This window comes from Kitasatospora sp. NPDC029367, from assembly GCF_055569135.1.
In genome coordinates this window covers 91,560-109,048 of record NZ_JBVHYH010000005.1, presented here as the reverse complement: position 1 = coordinate 109,048, position 17,489 = coordinate 91,560, and the positions used below count along the sequence as shown (strand labels likewise).

Below are 17,489 nucleotides of genomic sequence, written 5' to 3'. Positions count from 1 at the left end.
CCGGGGTGCGTCCAGGGCTCGGGGCTCAGACCAGGCCCAGCACCAGCTTGCCGGTGTTCTCCCCGCGGAAGAGCATCCCGAGGGTCTCCGGGAAGTCCGCGACCGTGCCCTCGACCAGGTGCTCCTTCACCTTGATCCGGCCCTCGCCGATCCAGCCCGCGATCTCGGCCGCCGCCTCCGCGTACCGGCGGGCGTAGTCGAAGACCACGAAGCCCTCCATCCGGGCCCGCCGCACCAGCAGCGACAGGTAGTTGGACGGGCCCTGCACCGAGTCCTCGTTGTTGTACTGGCTGATCGCGCCGCAGACCACCACCCGGGCGTGCATCGCCAGCCTGGTCAGCGCGGCGTCCAGGACCGGGCCGCCGACGTTGTCGAAGTAGACGTCGATGCCGTCCGGAGCGTGGGTGCGCAGCGCCTTGCGGACGTCCTCGGCGCGGTAGTCGATCGCCGCGTCGAAGCCGAGCTCCTCGGTCAGCAGCGCGCACTTCTCCGGCCCGCCGGCGATCCCGACCACCCGGCAGCCCTTCACCTTGGCGATCTGCCCGACCATGGTGCCGACCGCCCCGGCCGCGCCGGAGACCACCACGGTCTCGCCCTCCTTGAGCGCGCCGACCTCCAGCAGCCCGAAGTAGGCCGTCATCCCGGGCATCCCGAGCGCCCCGAGGTAGGTGGGAAGCGGGGCCAGCGCGGGGTCGACCTTGACCACGCCCTTGCCGTCCGACACCGCGTAGTCCTGGACCCCGAAGGAGCCCACCACGTGGTCGCCGACCCGGAACTTCGGGTGGTTGGACGCGACCACCTCGGCCACCGCCCCGGCCCGCATCACCTCGCCCAGCCCCACCGGCGGCAGGTAGGACGGCCGGTCGTCCAGCCACCCGCGCATCGCCGGGTCCAGCGACACGTACCGCGTCCGCCCCAGGAACTCCCCGTCCCCGGGCACCCCCACGGGCTCCTCCCCGTACGCCCAGTCCTCCGGCCGGACCTCCCCGACCGGTCGACGGGCAAGGCGGATCTGACGGTTGACGTCGGTCATGACGACTCCTGGTGGCGTACTCGCATGCTGGAAGGACAGGTGCCGAGTCTAAGCAAGCGCTTAATCATATGACTAGTGAGTGTCCGGATTCAGTGGGTCGGGCGTGGTGAAGCGCGGAGGAGGGGGTCGAGGCACCGATAGTCTTTCCGCCGGGCAGCCCCCGAGCGCGGAGACCGGCGCCGGAGAGGAGAACGGCCAGTGAGCACAGCGCAGATCGGTCCCGGCGACTACAGCCAGGTACCGAATCCGGAGCAGGCTCTGAAGTACGCGATTCAGCACATTGCGGGTGAACGCGTCGAGCTCATCGACGGTGTCATCACCCCCGTGTCACCGTCCTGGGCGCATGAGCGCGCCACCGCTCTGATCGGCAAGCAGCTCGGCCGCCGCATGGACGAGCTGGGCCTGTTGGCGGGCTCGGGCGATCTCGATCTGCCGGGCACGCAGGACTTCTACCTGCCGGACATGGCCGTCCTGCCGGAGGAGCTCTTCGAGTCGGCGGGAGCCCTGCTGCCGGACCAGACGCTCCTGGTGGTCGAGGTGACCTCGCCGTCGAACGCCGACACCGACCGGACCGTGAAGCGCCGTCGCTACGCGCAGTTCGGCGCTCCGCTCTACCTGCTGGTGGACCGCCAGGAGGGGGCCTGCACGTTGTTCTCCCAGCCGGGCGAGCTCGGCTACACCCGGGTGGAGGGCCCGCACCCGTTCGGCGTGCCGGTACGGCTCCCCGAGCCCTTCGAGGTGGACCTCGACACCACCAGGTTCTGAACCGCCGTCCGAGCTCAGTGCTCGACCGGCAGGCCGGTGAGGGCGAAGCAGGCGCCGCCGCCGTGGTGGGGGTCGGTCTCGCGGGCGACGAGGTCGGCGCCGTGGGCGCGGGCGATCTGGCGGGCCATGGCGAGGCCGAGGCCGGAGCCGGGGAGGCTGCGGGCGGTGTCGGAGCGGTAGAAGCGGTCGAAGACGTACGGGAGGTCCTCGGTGGCGATGCCCGGGCCGTGGTCGCGGACGGACACCTCCAGGGTGTCGCCGCCGTCGCCGGCCAGCGCCACCCGGACCTCCACCGGTCCGCGTCCGGCGCCGAACTTGGCGGCGTTGTCGAGCAGGTTCCCCAACAGCCGCACCAGCCGGGCGGGGACGCCCGGCACGACCGCCTCGGCGGCGCCCGGTCCGACGGCGAGGGTGAACTCCTGGCCCGGCCAGTGCCCGCGCGCCGAGGTGACGGCGTGCTCGACCAGGGGCAGCAGGCGGAACCGCTCGACCAGGGCCTGGGGCTCCTCGTCCCGGGCGAGTTCGACCAGGTCGTTGACCATGCCGGTGACCTCGCGCAGCTGCCGCCCCAGGGCGGTGGCGGCCCGTTCGCGCTGGGCGTCGGTGAGCCGGTCGCCGCGGGCCAGCAGTTCGGCGTTGGTGCGCAGCGCCGTCAGCGGGGTGCGCAGTTCGTGCGAGGCGTCGGAGACCAGGCGGCGCTGGGCGGTGACCGAGCGTTCCAGCGCGTCGAGCATGGTGTCGAAGCTCTCGCCGAGCCGGCTGACCTCGTCCCGGCGGCGGCCGGTGGCCGCGTGGGAGGTGATCCGGTGGTGGGGGTCGCCGGTGGCGGTGATCCGTTCGACCGTGGCGGTGAGCCGGGTCACCGGGCGCAGGCCCGTCCGGGAGACCCACCAGCCGAGGAACCCGGCCGCCAGTACCCCGGCGGCGCCGAGCCCGGCGAACGCGGCCGCGGACTGTCGTACGGCGCGGTCCACCCCGTCCGAGCGCAGCACGACCTGGAGGGCGGTGCCGCCCCGGAAGGGCGTGACCAGCATCCGGGCCGGGAACCCGGCGACGGTGGCGGTGCTGAAATAGGCGGCGCGCTGCCCGGCGGCGACCTCGCGTACGGCCGGGGTGACCGGGAACAGGTACGGGGCGACGGCCGTCCGGGGGTCGCGGGCCGGGTCGGCCGGGACGATCTGGGTGCAGGCCGGGGCGGCCAGGTAGCGGCACTGCCCGGAGAGCACGCCCGGCGGTTCGGTGCCCTGCTGCTGGAGGGCGACGGTGGCGGCCTGGGTGAGTTCCAGCTCCAGTTGGTGGGTCAGTTCGTAGCGGATCACCGCGAAGGCGGCCCAGCTGAGGCCGAGGGCGACGGTGGCGACGGCCAGGGCGGTCGCCACGGCGAGCCGGACGCGGAGGGTCACGAGTCTGCGGCCAGGCGGTAGCCGACGCCGTGCACGGTGTGCACCAGGCGCGGTTCGCCGCCCGCCTCCAGCTTGCGGTGCAGGTAACCGACGTACACGGCTAGGGAGTTGGACTCGGGGCCGAAGTCCTGCCCCCAGACCCGCTCCAGCAGCGTCTCCCGGGTGAGCACCTGCCCGGAGTGGCGCAGCAGCAGTTCCAGCAGGGTCGCCTCGGTGCGGCTGAACTCCAGCCGGCGGGAGCCGCGGTGCCCGGTGCGGGTCCGCGGGTCCAGGACCAGGTCGGCGTAGCGCAGTTCGGCGTCGGCCTCGGCACCGGGCGCGTCGAAGGCGGCGCGGCGCAGCAGTGCGCGCAGCCGGGCGGTGAGTTCGGCCAGCGCGAAGGGCTTGACGAGGTAGTCGTCGGCGCCGGCGTCCAGCCCGTCGACGCGGTCGTCGATGTTGTCGCGCGCGGTCAGCACCAGGACCGGGGTGCGGTCGTGCAGGGCCCGCAGCTGGCGGCAGACGGCGAGGCCGTCGAGGACCGGCATCATCACGTCGAGCACGACCGCGTCGGGCTCGTGGGAGGCGATCTTCGCCAGGGCGTCGTGGCCGTCGACGGCGGTGACCACCTCGTAGCCCTCGACGGTCAGTCCGTCGGCCACGGCCTCCCGCACCTCTTGGTCATCGTCCGCCACCAGAATCCGCACCGCCGACCCTCCGCTCCTCGTACCCCGTTGACCTGCTCCGACGGCCCGTTCCGTGCGCGCGGGCCGTGACGTGCTCGCGGCCGTTCCGGGCGCACGGGCCGTTCCGGGCATACCGAAAGATAGCGGGCGAAGGCCCGCATTCTCTTAAAGCCCTCTTAGGCCGGCCCGCCACGGTGGTGAGCCATGGACACACCACTCTCGGTCGTGATCGGTGCCGGCGGCACCGGCGGCCACATCTACCCGGGCCTGGCCTTGGCGGAGGCTCTGCGGAGGGCCGACCCCGACGCCGTGATCTCCTTCGTGGGCACCACCCGGGGCCTGGAGACCCGGCTGATCCCCGAGGCGGGCTACCGGCTGCACACCGTCGACATGATCCCCTTCGACCCCTCGCTCGGTGCCCGGCGCTACCTGCTGCCGGCGGACCTGGTCCGCGCCGCCAAGCAGGCGCAGCGCGCGGTCGAGGACCAGCGGGCGCAGGTCGTGGTGGGGATGGGCGGGTACGCCTCCGCGCCGGCCGTGCTGGCGGCCCGGATGGCCGGACTGCCCAGCCTGATCCACGAGTCGAACGCCGTGCCGGGGCGGGCCAACGCCTTCGCCGCTCGCCTCACCCCGCAGATCGCGCTCGCCTTCGACGAGACCAGGGAGCACCTGCCGAAGGCGCGCCGGCAGCGGGCGGTCACCGTCGGCATGCCGCTCACCGGAGCGGTGGCCCGGTTGGACCGGCAGGCCGAGCGCGCGCGGGCCCGCCACCGGCTGGGCGTTCCGCCCGGCGCGCGGCTGGTGCTGTTCAACGGCGGCAGCCTCGGAGCGCGCCGGCTGACCGAGGCCGCGCTCGGCCTGGCCGAACGCTGGCGCGGCCGGACGGACGTCCGGCTGCTGATCAAGACCGGCCCGCAGGCCCTGGACGACACCCGGCAGCGGCTCGCCGCCGTCGGCGGGGACGCCGTCGCCGAGGCGGTGCCGTACCTGGACCGGATGGACCTCGCCTACGCCGCCAGCGACGTCGTGGTCTGCCGGGCCGGGGCGGCGACCGTGGCCGAACTCGCCACCGTCCGGATGCCCGCCGTCCTGGTGCCGTACCCGCACGCGCCCGGCGACCACCAGTTCCACAACGCCAAGGTGCTCGCCGACGCGGGAGCGGCGCGGATCCTGCGCGACGACGACACCGACGCGGACTCCCTGGCCGCCGTGCTCGACCCGCTGCTGGCCGACCCGTCCCGGCTGGCCGCCATGGGCGCCGCCGTGCCCGGGGGGACCCACGCCCGGGCCGCCGACCTGCTGGCCGACTGGGTCCGCCGCCTGGCCGGCCGTTCCCACGGCCCGGCCGTGACGCCGGTCCCGGCCGCGACGCCGAACCCGATACCGACCCCGCTTCTGACCCCGAACCCGATTCCGACCCCGATCCGCACCATCGAAACGGAGCTTGCCGAATGACTGCCGCCACCACCACCAGCGCCACCGCCGCCTGGGCCGACCGCACCGTCCTGGTCACCGGCGCCGAGGGCTTCATCGGCTCGACCCTGGTCGACCTGCTGGTCGCCCGCGGCGCCCGGGTCCGCGCCCTGGTCCACTACAAGCCCTACGCCGAACGCGGCTACCTCGCCGCCCACCTGGGCAGCGACCGGGTCGAGATGCTGGCCGGCGACGTCCGCGACGCGGGCCGGGTCTCGGACGCCGTGGCGGGCTGCGACACGGTGTTCCACCTGGCGGCGCTGATCGGGATCCCGTACAGCTACGACTCCCCGGGCGCGTACGTGCACACCAACGTCGTCGGCACCCAGAACGTGCTGGAGGCGGCGCGGCGGCACGGCGTGCGGCGTGTTCTGCACACCTCGACCAGCGAGGTCTACGGAACGGCGCTGCGCGCGCCGATCGGTGAGGACCACCCCCTGCAGCCCCAGTCCCCGTACTCCGCCTCGAAGATCGGGGCCGACATGATGGCGCTGAGCTTCCACCACGCCTTCGAACTGCCGGTCACCGTGGTGCGGCCGTTCAACACCTACGGCCCGCGCCAGTCCGCCCGCGCCGTGATCCCCGCGATCCTCGCCCAACTCCACTCCGGGGTCCGGGAGTTGCGGATGGGCTCGTTGACCCCGACCCGGGACTTCACCTATGTCACCGACACCGCCGAGGGCTTCCTCGCCCTCGCCGACTGCGACCGCGCGGTCGGCGAGGCGGTGAACCTCGGGACCGGGCGCGAGGTCTCGATCGGCGACCTGGCGGGTGCGCTGATCGCCGCCTCCGGCCGTACCGATGTCGAGATCACGGTCGACCCGGCCCGGCTGCGCCCGGCGGGTAGCGAGGTGCACCGGCTGCTGTCCGACAACTCCCGCGCCCGTAGCTGGTCGGGCTGGCGGCCGGAGGTCCCGCTGGAGGAGGGGCTGGCCAAGACCTCGGCCTGGGTGGCCGAGCACCTCCACCTGTTCGACCCGAAGCGCTACGCGGTCTGAGCACCGTCCAGCACGGCCCGGCCCGAGCGGCGCCCAGCACGGTCCGAGCGGCGCGCCCCCGGTGGGGGACGCGCCGCTCGGCCGTTCGCTCAAGTGGCGTCTCAGAACTGGGTGCTGACGGTCACGCCGCTGAAGTCGGTGGTGGCGTACAGGCTGATGTACCGGTAGCCGGCCGCCGGGTTGGTGACGGTGAGGCTCTGGGTGGTGCCCGGGTTGGTGGAGGCGGCGGTGTGGGCGCTGGGGGAGGCCCAGGTGTCGGCGTTGTAGTAGAGGGCCGCCGTGCCGGTGCCGCCGGAGGTGGAGACCTTGAGGGTGCTGGTGCCGGCCGGCAGGTAGACGTAGAAGTAGTCCAGGTTCCCGGCGGTGCGGGCCTGGTCCGGCCGGGAGCAGTTCTGGCCGAGGGCGTCGGTGCGCGGGTCGGTGCAGGTCGGCAGGGTGGTGGTGCCGCCGGTGGTGACGGTGACCGAGGTCGGGGTGCTGGCGGACTTGCCGGCGCTGTCGGTGACGGTCAGGTTGACGGTGTAGGTGCCGGCGGCCGCGTAGGTGTGGACCGGGTTGCGGTCCTCGGAGCTGCTGCCGTCACCGAAGGTCCAGTGCCAGGAGGCCAGTGAGGCAGGGGAGTTGGTCTCCACGGACTTGTCGGTGAGGGTGACGGTGGCGCCGTTGACGGACTGGCCGAAGAGGGCGGTCGGGCCGTCCGCGTAGCAGGCGCCGGCGGCGCAGGCGTTCAGCCAGGTGTCGAAGTCGGCGTCGTAGGAGGTGCCGAGGCCGTTGTAGACGGCGTAGCCGCCCTGGTAGTCGCCGGTGCGGAAGTGGCCGAGCATGTTCTGGACGTCGGCGGGGTGCTTCTCGACCATGTACCGGACGGCCAGGTAGCCCCACGGGTAGGTGCGCACCGTGTCCGAGTTGTCGTAGGTGTTCTGGAGGACGGTGCTCAGCTTGTACCGGTGCGTGGCGGCCTCGGCCATCGCCTGGGTGTCGGTGGTGCCGCGGTAGGCGTAGGACTCGTACTCGGCGACGCCCTCGATCCACCAGATGTCCGGGACGGAGATCTCGGTGCCGAAGTTGCCCTTCATGTCGTAGATGTTGTCGAGGTAGTGGGTGTACTCGTGGTTGAGGTTCCACACGTTGGCCGGGAAGCCGTCGAGGTACGACTTCTTGTACATCACCGACACGGGCTTGTTGTTGGGGTCGGTGACGTCCATGACGGTCTGGCCGCCGTTGTCGGTGGAGTTGTTGTAGATCGCCCAGGAGTACGTCTGGTAGTCGTCCCGGTTGGCGAAGACGGCGAGGGTGATGGTCTTGCCGTACTGGCCGGGTATCGGGCCGTTGTCCTTGACCAGGTTGTGGAAGAAGGTGTCCTCGCCGCGCAGGCTCGCGCAGACGGTGGCCAGCTCGGCGGCGGTGAGGTCCTCGGTGCGGATGGTGCGGTTGTCGCAGACGAGGGTGTTGGGCAGCACGGCGGCGGTGAGCTTGCCGGGCAGGTCGCAGGTGCCGTAGTAGGAGCACTGCGCGTTGTCGAACCGGTTGGCGTTGTACGCGGTGTACACGTACAGCTTGCCGACCGCGCCGGATATGGGGGTGCTGTCGAGCACCCGCTTTATCAGCGGTTTGGCGACGGCCTCGACGGCCGGGCCGTCACCGGCGGCGCGGGCCAGGTCGTTGCCCGCGTTGACGGCGAGGAAGGCGTTGGGGGTGGTGAGCAGGTCCTTGTGGTTCTGGGCGAAGTTCGCCAGCGTGGTGACCACGCCCGGGTCGGCGGTGACGGCGCTGACGTAGTCCGGGTTCCAGTTGGCCCGCCACAGCGGCGCCCACAGCACCGAGTTGACGGCGTTGACCATCTTCGGGAAGGCGTTGTAGCCGTTGCCGTAGGCGTTCAGGACCTGCTGGTAGACGTTCAGGTAGTGGGCCTGGATGTTGGCGCTGTCGGTCAGGACCAGCACCTCGCTGAGCACGGTGCCGTTGGCGTCGCTGACGTCCGTCCGGTGCGCGGTCGCGAAGAAGGCGTCCAGGCCGGCCTGGACGGCGGCGGTGAGCGTGGCGTCGTACGGACCGACGGTGCTCGCGTTGTTGGACTGGACGTAGTAGCCGGCGCGTAGGAAGAGCACCAGCTGCAGCAGGTTGCCGGAGTTGTCGCCGGTGTACTTCCCCGCCTGGGCCCGGAAGGCGTTGGCGACGGCGAGCATCTGGGACTGCTTGAAGACGTTGGCCGCGTCGGTGCCGGTGACGTTGAACAACGTCTTGACGCAGTCCGTGGTCGAGGCCTGGACGAAGGCGACCAGGTCGGCGCCGCTGCGGCCGCCGAAGTCCGAGGCCGCGCAGCCGGCCGCGGCGGGCGCCGGGGCGGTCAGCGCGTGCTGGGCCGTGGCGGCGGCCTTCGGGTGCTGGGCGTTCTGGGCATTCTGGGCAGCCTCGGCGGTCCGGCCGGCCTGGGCGTTCTGGACGGCCGTTCCGGTCGGCTGGAGCGCCTGGCCGAGCAGCTCCGGCGGGAGCGGGGCGGTGGTGCGGCCCAGGTCCTCGGAGGAGGACGGGGCCGCGATCTCTGCGCCGAACGGTGTCGGCGCGGCCGGGGCCCGGCCGTCGGCCGCCGGGGCCGCAACGGCGGCCGAGGCGGTGGCGGTGGCCGACGCCGGGGACGCGGCGAGGGCCGGGGTCGGGAGCAGGGTGGCGGGCCCGGCGAGGGCGGCGGCCACCAGGAGCGGAAGGGATTGGCGCAGACGCACTGCGGTGTCCTTGTCCTGAGGTGGGGGAGGTGACGCGGCGTCGGCCACGAGGCGGAGGGGAAGTTGACGTGTGACCTGTCACCGGAATCAGGGTCAGAACAATGTCACAGGTTATATGTCATCGCAAGGGTCCGTGCAGGGCCTCGCGGACCGCCCCCGTCGGCTGCTCCACCGGCTCCTGTGCTTCGCATCCGAAGCTCGGGTGCACGAATCAAAGTGACATGTCACACCCTATTGATTGTGGTGCGGCAACCGTGGCACGGTGCCAGGCGACGGCCTCCGCAGCAGCTGCCCGAGGCCCACCCCCACACCCCCCAGCAAGGAGTGACGATGCGTCACCGACTCCGGCTACCCCGTTCGCTCGCGGTGCTCGCCGCCGCGACCACCGCCGTCACCGGCCTCGCCGCCGCCCCGAGCCTCGCCGCCCCCACGGTGCAGGCCGGTGCCCAGGCGAGCCCGGCCGCCGGTCAGGCCCCCGGCCAGGCCGCCCCGTCCGCACACCCCGGCGGGACGGCCCCCACCGGCACCGCCTTCGGCCTCGACACCCACGCCCAGACCCAGGCCGGCCGCCTCGCCCCCGCCCAACTCCCGCCGCGCTCCCCGCAGTCGGCCGCACCCAAGGCCCCGGCCCCCAGGCTCGCCAAGGCCCCGGCCGCCACCTCCTGCGCCCCCGCCGATTTCAGCGGCCGGAGCGGCTCCGCCCTGGCGGCCTTCATCCAGGGCTCGTCCGTCGACTGCATCAGCTCGCTCTTCCGCCTCACCGGCGGTGACGCCCACGGGGTGTTCCAGCAGAGCCAGATGCTCGCGGCCGCCAACGGGCTCAAGAGCGCCGCCGCCTCGTACACCGGCGACAACTCCACCGGGATCTACCAGCTGGTCTACTTCCTCCAGGCCGGCTACTACGTGCAGTACTACCGCCCGGGCGACGTCGGCAGCTACGACGCGACGCTCACCGCCGCCGTCCAGGCCGCGCTGGACACCCTGGTGGCGAGCCCGCACTTCCTGGACGTCAACGACGGCAACGGCCAGGTCGCGGGCCAGGCGATGATCCTCAGCGACAGCGCCAACCTCCAGGCCCACTACCTCGGCACCTACCAGCGGGTGCTGAACGCGTACACCAGCTCATGGGACGCGTCCTGGTACATGGTGAACTTCGCGAACAGCGTGTACACCCCGCTCTTCCGCGGCCACCAGAACGCCGACTTCGTCGCGGCCGCCACCGCCGACCCGAGCATCATCCGCACCCTGGACGGCTTCGCCCTCAACCACCGGAGCATGCTCGGCGGTACCAACTCCTTCCTGGTCTCCAACGCCGGCCTGGAGGCGGCCCGGTTCATCGAGCACCCCGCCCTGGTCTCCACCGTCCGCCCGCTGATCAAGGGCCTGATGGACGTCTCCTCGATCACCGGCCCCACCGCGTCGCTCTGGGTCGGCGTCGCCGGGATGGCCGCCTTCTACGACAAGGCGAACTGCTCGTACTACGGCGTCTGCAACCTGCCGGACCAGCTCAAGGCCGCCGCCCTGCCGGTCAGCCACACCTGCGACGCCACCCACACCATCCTGGCGCAGAGCCTCACCGCCGCCGACCTGGCCGCCGTCTGCGCCAGCCTGCAGAACCAGGACCCGTTCTTCCACAAGCTGGTCAAGGACAGCGGCCCGATCGCCGGCCAGTACGAGAACTCGCTGCAGCTGGTGGTCTTCGCCTCCCCGCAGGACTACCAGACCTACGCGGGCGGCATCTACGGCGTCAGCACCAACAACGGCGGCATCACCCTGATCGGCGACCCGACCGCCCCCGGGAACCAGCCGCTCTCGCTGACCTACCAGAACGGCGACGACGGCTTCACCGCGGGCGTCTGGAACCTCAACCACGAGTACACCCACGCCCTCGACGGCCGCCTCGACCTGAAGGGCGCCTTCAACCAGCAGATATCCGTGCCGGACGTCTGGTGGATCGAGGGCGTCGCCGAGTACGTGTCCTACACCTACCGGAACGTCACCGACACCGGGGCGATGGCCGAGGCGCCCAAGCACACCTACGCGCTCAGCACGCTGTTCCAGAACACCTACGACAACAGCGACACCACCCGCACCTACCCGTGGGGCTACCTGGCCGTCCGCTTCATGGCCGAGAAGCACCCGGACGTCATCCAGAACATGCTGGGCCACTTCCGCACCGGGGACTACACCGGCGGCTACGCGACCTACAACTCGATCGGCACCGCCTACGACGCCGAGTTCAACACCTGGCTGGACGCCTGCGCCGCCGGCGCCTGCGAGGTCGGCGGCGCCCCGACCGCCGCGTTCAGCGCCGCCCCGACCGGCCTGGCCGTCCAGTTCACCGACCAGTCGACCGAGCCCGGCGGCTCCATCGCCTCCTGGGCCTGGAACTTCGGTGACGGCGCCACCTCCACCAGCCGGAACCCCGCCCACAGCTACACCGCGGCCGGCAGCTACAACGTCAGCCTCACGGTGACCGACGGCAAGGGGAAGACCAACACCGTCACCCAGTCCGTCACGGTCGGCAGCCTCAGCGGCTGCACCGCCGCCGACGCCCGGGTGCTGGACAAGAACTGCTCCCGCACCAACCAGTCCGCCACCGCCGGCAACCTGGCGTACTACTACATCTACCTGCCGGCCGGCACCACCACCCTGAAGGTGTCCAGCTCCGGCGGCACCGGCACCGCGTACCTGCTCTACAACCCCGACACCTGGGCCACCCCGAACGCCTACACCACCGGCTCGACCACCAACGGCACCACCAACCAGAGCCTGACCGTCACCAACACCACGGCCGGCTACCGCTACATCAGCCTCTACGCCCAGACCGACTTCAGCGGCGTGACCATCACCACCCAGTACTGACCCGCACGCCGCACGGTGGCCCGGAGCACCCGCTCCGGGCCACCGTCCGTCGTCCGTCGTCATCCGGCGTCGTCCGGTGTCATCCCGCAGGCGGGGTCCAGCCGAGGGCGGGGCCGAGGTGGGTGGCGAGGTCGGTGAGGATCTGGGTGTAGTCCTCGGGCTCGAAGTCGAACGGGAGCGCGAAGGCGACCTCGTCCACCTCCCGGAACCCGGCGTGGGCGTGCAGGCGTTCGGCGAGCTCGGCCGAGCTGCCGACCAGGTCGGGGGCGAAGAGCAGTCGGTTCGGGCCCTGTGGGGCGAGGGTGCGCGGGGTGCGGGAGAGCGCGTAGGCCCGGTACCTGGCGCGCTGCTCGGGGGTGGCGCCGTCGGTGGGGATGACCACCAGGCCCTGGGAGACCCGGGCGTGCTCGCCGTCGGGGTGGTGGGCCCGGAAGGCGCGGATCTGCTCGGCCTGGATGGCGGCGAAGTCCGGTGCGTCGTCGCCGGGTTCGGGCTTGACCACGCTGCTGGTCAGCAGGTTGAGCCCCTGTTCGCCCGCCCAGCGGGCCGAGCGCAGGCTGCCGGCGCCGTACCAGAGCCGGTCGGCGAGCCCGGGGGAGTGCGGCTGGACCTTGCGCGAGTACACCTCGATGCCCTCGGTGCCGGCGAAGTCGGAGGCGTCCTCGCCGCGGACCAGGGCGAGGAAGCGTTCGGCGCGGGCCGGGGAGAAGTCCTCGTGGTCCCCGGTGTCGGGGTAGAGCGCGCCGCGCACGTGCTCGTAGTGGACGGGCGGGCCGACGCTGAACCCGGGGTTGAGTCGTCCGCCGGAGAGCAGGTCGACGGTGGCGAGGTCCTCGGCGAGCCGCAGCGGGTTCTCCCAGCCGAGCGGGGTGACGGCGGTGCCCAGCTGGATGCGGCTGGTGCGCTGGGTGGCGGCGGCGAGGACGGCGACCGGGGAGGAGATCCCGAACTGGAGGTGGCGGTGGCGCAGCCAGGCGCTGTCGAAGCCGAGCTGCTCGCCGAGGGTGATCAGGTCGAGGGTGGACTCGTGGCCCCGGCGCGGGTCCGCCTCGTCGAAGAGGCCGATGGTGAGGAAGCCGAGTTTCCGCAGCGGGCGGGGGGAGGGCGGCATGGTGGCGGCTCCGCGGGGGGTCTGGCGGCCCCGGAGGGCCGGACGGGAGGTGCCCGTCGACCGTACGCAGACCGCGCGCGGTGCCACAAGATCGGCGCGGGATCCGGACAAGGGGCCGTAACGCGGCGCAACAGGGCGCAACGGGCGCCCCCGTTCCCGGGTGGGCGCCCGTCCCGGCCGCGCGCCGGGTCAGCAGCTGCGCAGCTCCGGGCTCTGGTTGCGGATCTGGTTGTGCAGCGAGGTGAACTCGCGGTACGCCGCGCTGTCCTCGGAGCCGGGCCGGAAGGCGCCGACGCGGTGGCAGTTGACGAAGGCGAGCTTCACGCCGAAGTGCTCCTCCAGGCTGCCGCGGATGGCGTTGCTGGCCAGGGCACGCAGCAGCTGGGCCCGCTGCTCGTCGCTGGGGGTGGTGTTGTCGGTGGTGAACTCGGCTTCGCCGTCCGAGAGTTCGGTGCTGAGCCCGGCGACGACCTGGTAGGCGTACGGGAGCGAGGTGCGGACGGTGTCGAGGAAGTCGGCCTGGTCGACGTGGCCGGCGCGGGCCTGGTCGAGCAGGGCGGGGGAGACGTCGAGCGACATGGGGGTCCTCTTTCGCGGGGGCGCGCTCGGGACGCGCACGGGGAAATGGTTAACGAAGATGAAAACCATGTGCGCTAAGGACTGTCCTGGACGCCCCGACGCCCTGTCAAGTACCGCCCCCCGAAGGGCTGACGCCCGGCGCCCCCGGCGCCGGCCGCACCTTGATGACGAACACCGCGATGAGGACGGCCAGCGCCGCGAAGACCAGGCCCAGCTGGAAGGCGCTGGTGATGCCGTGCACCAGGACGTCCGAGGAGTACGGCGCCGGGAGCCTGCCGGTCGCCCTGAACTGGAGGGCCTGCTGCGGGCTGGCCTGCCGCAGGAATGCCCCGACCTGCTGCCGGGCCTCGTTGCGGCTGGCGGTGCCGTACACCGTCACCAGGATCGAGAGGCCGAGCGAACCGCCCACCTGCTGCATGGCGTTGAGGCTGCCGGTGGCCGCCCCGGTCTCGTGCGGGGCCACGTGCGAGACCACGGTGAGCATCACCGGGACGAAGATCGAGCCCATCCCGAAGCCGAACAGCAGCGTCGGTCCGAGGATCCCGCCGACGTAGGTGCTGTGGAGGTCGATCCGGGTCGCCCAGAACACCCCGCTGAGGACCAGGACCGACCCGGCGACCAGGAACGGCTTCGGGCCCCACCGGATCTGGCTGCGCGCCGCGAACTGGGCGGCGCCGACGATGGCCACGCTGATCGGCAGGAACGCGAACCCGGCCCGCAGCGGGCTGAACCCGAGGATCTCCTGCACGAACAGGGTGATGAAGAAGAAGATGCTGAACATCGTCGCGGCCACGCACAGCATCAGCCCGTACGCGCCGGAGCGGTTGCGGTCGCGGAGCAGGTGCAGCGGGGTGATCGGCTGCGGGACCCGCCGCTCGTTGACGGCGAACGCCGACAGCAGCACCACCGCGAGGCCGAAGGAGGTGAGCGTGACGGCGTCCGTCCAGCCGTGGTCGGAGGCCCGGATGAAGCCGTACACCAGGGACACCATGCCCGCCGTGGCGGTGAACGCGCCGGTCAGGTCGAAGCGCCCGGGGTGGCGTTCGGACTCGTTGATGTACAGCGGCGCCAGCAGGGCGATCGCGATGCCGATCGGCACGTTGACGAACAGCACCCACCGCCAGGACAGCCAGGAGGTCAGCATGCCGCCGAGCAGCAGGCCCACGGCCCCGCCCGCACCGGCCACGGCGGAGTAGACGCCGAAGGCCCGGTTGCGCTCCGGGCCCTCCTTGAAGTTGGTGGCGATCAGCGCCAGCGCCGTCGGCGAGGCGATCGCCCCGCCCACGCCCTGCAACGCCCGGGCCGCCAGCAGCCAGGACGAGGACTGGGCGACCCCGCCGAGCAGCGAGGCGAAGCTGAACAGCAGCACGCCGGCGATGAACACCCGCCGACGGCCGAGGATGTCGCCCGCGCGGCCGCCGAGCAGCAGCAGGCCGCCGAAGGTCAGCGTGTAGGCGTTGATCACCCAGGACAGGTTGGTCGTGGAGAAGCTCAGGGCCTGCTGGATGTGCGGCAGGGCGATGTTCACGATCGTGATGTCGAGGACCACCATCAGCTGGGTGGCCGCGATGACGGTGAGGGCAATCCCTGGGTGCTGGCCCCGACGTGCGGTCGCGGGCGGAGCCGTGGCCAGGGCACGCGAGGTCGCCATGGCAGGTTCCCCAATGGCTCGGGGGCGAACGCGGGGGCAGGGGGACGGATTCGTTCGCCACTACCGACGGTAGCGCCGGGCGATAGGGAACACAACCGTTCATTACCGACAACCATCAGTTTTCGGACGGCACGCGCAGGTGGGGCCTGCGGTTGTCACCCGTCGCCGGGACGGGTCATCTCCCCGAGGTGCCGGTGGCCGAGGACGGAGAACCCGGTGGACCCTGTTCCCGCCGCCGCAGATGCGGTGCACTGGTGGTACCACGACGACCGCCGACGGTGTCGGACGGGCGGGAGGCAGGTATGGATCGTAACGGGCCGGCGATCGAGCTGGCCGCGCTGAGCAAGTTCTACGGACGCGAGGTGGGTGTCGACGGACTCGACCTCGTCGTGGAGCGCGGTGAGGTGTTCGGGTTCCTCGGCCCGAACGGGGCCGGGAAGACCACCACCATCCGGTGTCTGGTGGGTCTGCTCCGGCCCAGTTCCGGGCGGGTGTCCGTGCTCGGGCTGGATCCGGTCGGAGACCACCGCGAGCTGGCGCCACGGCTGGGCTACCTGCCGGGGGAGCTTCGGCTGTACCCCGAGCTGACCGGAGCGCAGACGCTCCGGATGCTCGGGGACCTCCAGGGGGCTCCGACGTCCCGCCGGGGCACCCTGTGCGAGCGCCTCGGGCTGACGGCGGGCGACCTGGCACGGCCGGTGCGGGGGTACTCGCGCGGGATGAAGCAGAAGCTGGGCCTGGTCCAGGCCTTCCAGCACGACCCGGAGGTGCTGGTGCTGGACGAGCCGACCGAGGGCCTGGACCCGCTGGTGCAGGAGGTCTTCTTCGAACTGCTCACGGAGGCGGCGGCCGCCGGTCGCACGGTGCTCCTCTCCAGCCATGTGCTGCCGGAGGTGCAGCGGGCCTGCGGCCGGGTCGCACTCGTCCGGGAAGGGCGGCTGGTCGCGGTACGGAGGGTGTCGGAGCTGCGCGAGGAGCGCGCGCGACGGGTCCGGCTGGTGCTGGGCGACGGGCCGGTCCCCCGGGAGCTGCCCGGGATGGAACGGTGGTCGCCGCAGTGGCGCGGCGCCGAGGTGCAGCTGCTGATCTCCCCGGCGGAGTTGGTCGGTGAACTCGGAAGGCTGCTGGCCGAGTTGCCGGTGACGGACCTGTCGGTGGAGGAGGCCGGACTGGACGAGGCGTTCCTCGACCTCTACCGGCAGGACGTCGACGCGCAGGAGGTACGGCCGTGAGAGCCCGGTTCCCCCTGTTCTGGCTGGCCCTCCACCGGCGGCGCCGGATGCTGGCGTTCCTGGCCCTGGGCATGGTCGTGTTCGAGCTCCTGATCGTGGTGGTCGTCCGCGCCGTGCCGCCCGTGCAGCTCTTCGGTGGCGCGGGCGGAGGAGTCCCGAAGGCGTTGAAGGCGTTCTCGGGTTCGGCCGGGGGCGTGTCCATCGCGAGCTATCCCGGCATGCTGGGGGCCGGCCTGGTGCACCCCTTCTGGATCGCCATGCAGCTGACGGCCATCGGCTCGCTGGCCGCCGCGGCCGTCGCGGCCGACATCGAGTCCGGCACCGTGGAACTGCTGATGGCCCGTCCGATCTCGCGGTTGCGGCTGCTGGGCGAGCGGGTGGCGGCCGTGTTGGTGGTCTCGTTGGCCCTCAATGGGGTCGCCACGCTCACGATCGGCGCCGGGGTGGCCCTTTCCCCCGCGCTCCACCACGCGGTCCCGCTGCGGGGTGTGCTCGCCGCCGGCGTCCTGGGGTGCGCGTTCTCGCTCAGCCTGGCCGGTCCGGCCGTGGCCGTCTCGGCCGCGGTACGACACCGGGCCCAGGTCGTCGGAGCCACCATCGCCCTGGGAGCCGTGGGGTTCGCCGTCAACTTCATCGCCCTGGCCTGGCAGCCGGCCGCCGCGCTGCGCTACCTGAGCCCGTTCCACTACTACACCCCGGGGGACGCGCTCGCCCGAGGCGGTTTCGCCTGGGGGTCGTTCGTCGTGCTCGCGGCCGTCGGGATCGCGGGCCTCGGCGCCGCCGTCCCGCTGCTGCTGCGCCGGGACCTCGCGCCCTGACGACGTGCGTACGGCCGTGAGCGGTTTGACCTTCCGGTCGGACCGTTCACGGCCGTACGGGGGGGGGGGGGGGGGGGGGGGGGGGGGGGGGGAGGGGGAGGGGTGCCGTGCTCCAAGAAGACCGGCAAAAAACCCAAAGAGCCACAGTAGGACGAGGGGGAGGGGGGGCACTG

13 protein-coding genes are annotated in these 17,489 nt (G+C 72.2%); 6 read left to right on the top strand and 7 right to left on the bottom strand.

What is annotated here, in order from left to right:
• Window positions 1-25: 25 nt before the first annotated feature.
• Window positions 26-1,033, bottom strand: a complete 1,008-nt coding sequence (locus ACZ4W5_RS05265) for an NADP-dependent oxidoreductase (RefSeq protein ID WP_465652974.1) — start codon at window positions 1,031-1,033, stop codon at window positions 26-28.
• 198 nt (window positions 1,034-1,231) lie between these two features.
• On the opposite strand from ACZ4W5_RS05265, the gene ACZ4W5_RS05260 reads away from it, so the two are divergent.
• Entirely contained in the window at window positions 1,232-1,798 is a 567-nt protein-coding gene (locus ACZ4W5_RS05260) for a Uma2 family endonuclease (RefSeq protein ID WP_465652972.1), read from the top strand.
• A gap of 14 nt (window positions 1,799-1,812) precedes the next feature.
• On the opposite strand, the gene ACZ4W5_RS05255 is transcribed toward ACZ4W5_RS05260, so the two are convergent.
• The gene (locus ACZ4W5_RS05255) at window positions 1,813-3,201 is read right to left on the bottom strand and encodes a sensor histidine kinase (protein ID WP_465652970.1); all 1,389 of its coding nucleotides are present in this window, start codon (window positions 3,199-3,201) and stop codon (window positions 1,813-1,815) included.
• Window positions 3,198-3,887 (bottom strand): response regulator transcription factor, encoded by a 690-nt coding sequence (locus ACZ4W5_RS05250; protein ID WP_465652968.1) that lies wholly within the window; start codon window positions 3,885-3,887, stop codon window positions 3,198-3,200. Before ACZ4W5_RS05250 ends, ACZ4W5_RS05255 begins: the two co-directional genes overlap by 4 nt.
• A gap of 183 nt (window positions 3,888-4,070) precedes the next feature.
• Between ACZ4W5_RS05250 and murG the strand changes: the two genes are divergently transcribed.
• Entirely contained in the window at window positions 4,071-5,321 is a 1,251-nt protein-coding gene (gene murG / locus ACZ4W5_RS05245) for an undecaprenyldiphospho-muramoylpentapeptide beta-N-acetylglucosaminyltransferase (RefSeq protein WP_465652966.1), read from the top strand.
• Complete coding sequence (locus ACZ4W5_RS05240; protein WP_465652964.1) at window positions 5,318-6,337, top strand: GDP-mannose 4,6-dehydratase; 1,020 nt, start codon at window positions 5,318-5,320, stop codon at window positions 6,335-6,337. The genes murG and ACZ4W5_RS05240 overlap by 4 nt, the downstream gene beginning before the upstream one ends.
• Window positions 6,338-6,438: 101 nt before the next feature.
• Here the strand turns inward: ACZ4W5_RS05240 and ACZ4W5_RS05235 are convergent, their stop codons facing one another.
• Entirely contained in the window at window positions 6,439-9,060 is a 2,622-nt protein-coding gene (locus ACZ4W5_RS05235; RefSeq protein WP_465652962.1) for a collagenase, read from the bottom strand.
• A 330-nt stretch (window positions 9,061-9,390) separates the two neighbouring features.
• On the opposite strand from ACZ4W5_RS05235, the gene ACZ4W5_RS05230 reads away from it, so the two are divergent.
• Window positions 9,391-11,925, top strand: a complete 2,535-nt coding sequence (locus ACZ4W5_RS05230) for a collagenase (protein ID WP_465652960.1) — start codon at window positions 9,391-9,393, stop codon at window positions 11,923-11,925.
• Between the two features lie 79 nt (window positions 11,926-12,004).
• Here ACZ4W5_RS05230 and ACZ4W5_RS05225 read toward each other — a convergent pair whose 3' ends face one another.
• The 3 genes from ACZ4W5_RS05225 to ACZ4W5_RS05215 all read right to left on the bottom strand — a co-directional run bounded on the left by ACZ4W5_RS05225 (window position 12,005) and on the right by ACZ4W5_RS05215 (window position 15,266).
• Window positions 12,005-13,036, bottom strand: coding sequence for an LLM class flavin-dependent oxidoreductase (locus ACZ4W5_RS05225; RefSeq protein ID WP_465652958.1), 1,032 nt, complete (start codon window positions 13,034-13,036; stop codon window positions 12,005-12,007).
• Between the two features lie 189 nt (window positions 13,037-13,225).
• Window positions 13,226-13,615: an SCO5389 family protein gene (locus ACZ4W5_RS05220; RefSeq protein WP_402489443.1), complete on the bottom strand. Its 390-nt coding sequence runs from the start codon at window positions 13,613-13,615 to the stop codon at window positions 13,226-13,228.
• 106 nt (window positions 13,616-13,721) lie between these two features.
• Window positions 13,722-15,266 (bottom strand): MFS transporter, encoded by a 1,545-nt coding sequence (locus ACZ4W5_RS05215; protein ID WP_465652956.1) that lies wholly within the window; start codon window positions 15,264-15,266, stop codon window positions 13,722-13,724.
• Window positions 15,267-15,568: 302 nt separating this feature from the next.
• Between ACZ4W5_RS05215 and ACZ4W5_RS05210 the strand changes: the two genes are divergently transcribed.
• Both ACZ4W5_RS05210 and ACZ4W5_RS05205 read left to right on the top strand, forming a co-directional pair.
• Window positions 15,569-16,498 carry an ABC transporter ATP-binding protein gene (locus ACZ4W5_RS05210; RefSeq protein ID WP_360231626.1) on the top strand — a complete coding sequence of 310 codons (930 nt, stop codon included), beginning with the start codon at window positions 15,569-15,571 and terminating at the stop codon, window positions 16,496-16,498.
• Window positions 16,495-17,316, top strand: coding sequence for an ABC transporter permease subunit (locus tag ACZ4W5_RS05205; RefSeq protein WP_465652954.1), 822 nt, complete (start codon window positions 16,495-16,497; stop codon window positions 17,314-17,316). Before ACZ4W5_RS05210 ends, ACZ4W5_RS05205 begins: the two co-directional genes overlap by 4 nt.
• Window positions 17,317-17,489 lie beyond the last annotated feature (173 nt).

Coding starts and splice junctions, on each gene's coding strand:
- ACZ4W5_RS05265 (WP_465652974.1), bottom strand. CDS start 1,033: ATGACCGACGTCAACCGTCAGATCCGCCTTGCCCGTCGACCGGTCGGG.
- murG (WP_465652966.1), top strand. CDS start 4,071: ATGGACACACCACTCTCGGTCGTGATCGGTGCCGGCGGCACCGGCGGC.
- ACZ4W5_RS05230 (WP_465652960.1), top strand. CDS start 9,391: ATGCGTCACCGACTCCGGCTACCCCGTTCGCTCGCGGTGCTCGCCGCC.
- ACZ4W5_RS05240 (WP_465652964.1), top strand. CDS start 5,318: ATGACTGCCGCCACCACCACCAGCGCCACCGCCGCCTGGGCCGACCGC.
- ACZ4W5_RS05215 (WP_465652956.1), bottom strand. CDS start 15,266: ATGGCGACCTCGCGTGCCCTGGCCACGGCTCCGCCCGCGACCGCACGT.
- ACZ4W5_RS05225 (WP_465652958.1), bottom strand. CDS start 13,036: ATGCCGCCCTCCCCCCGCCCGCTGCGGAAACTCGGCTTCCTCACCATC.
- ACZ4W5_RS05220 (WP_402489443.1), bottom strand. CDS start 13,615: ATGTCGCTCGACGTCTCCCCCGCCCTGCTCGACCAGGCCCGCGCCGGC.
- ACZ4W5_RS05210 (WP_360231626.1), top strand. CDS start 15,569: ATGGATCGTAACGGGCCGGCGATCGAGCTGGCCGCGCTGAGCAAGTTC.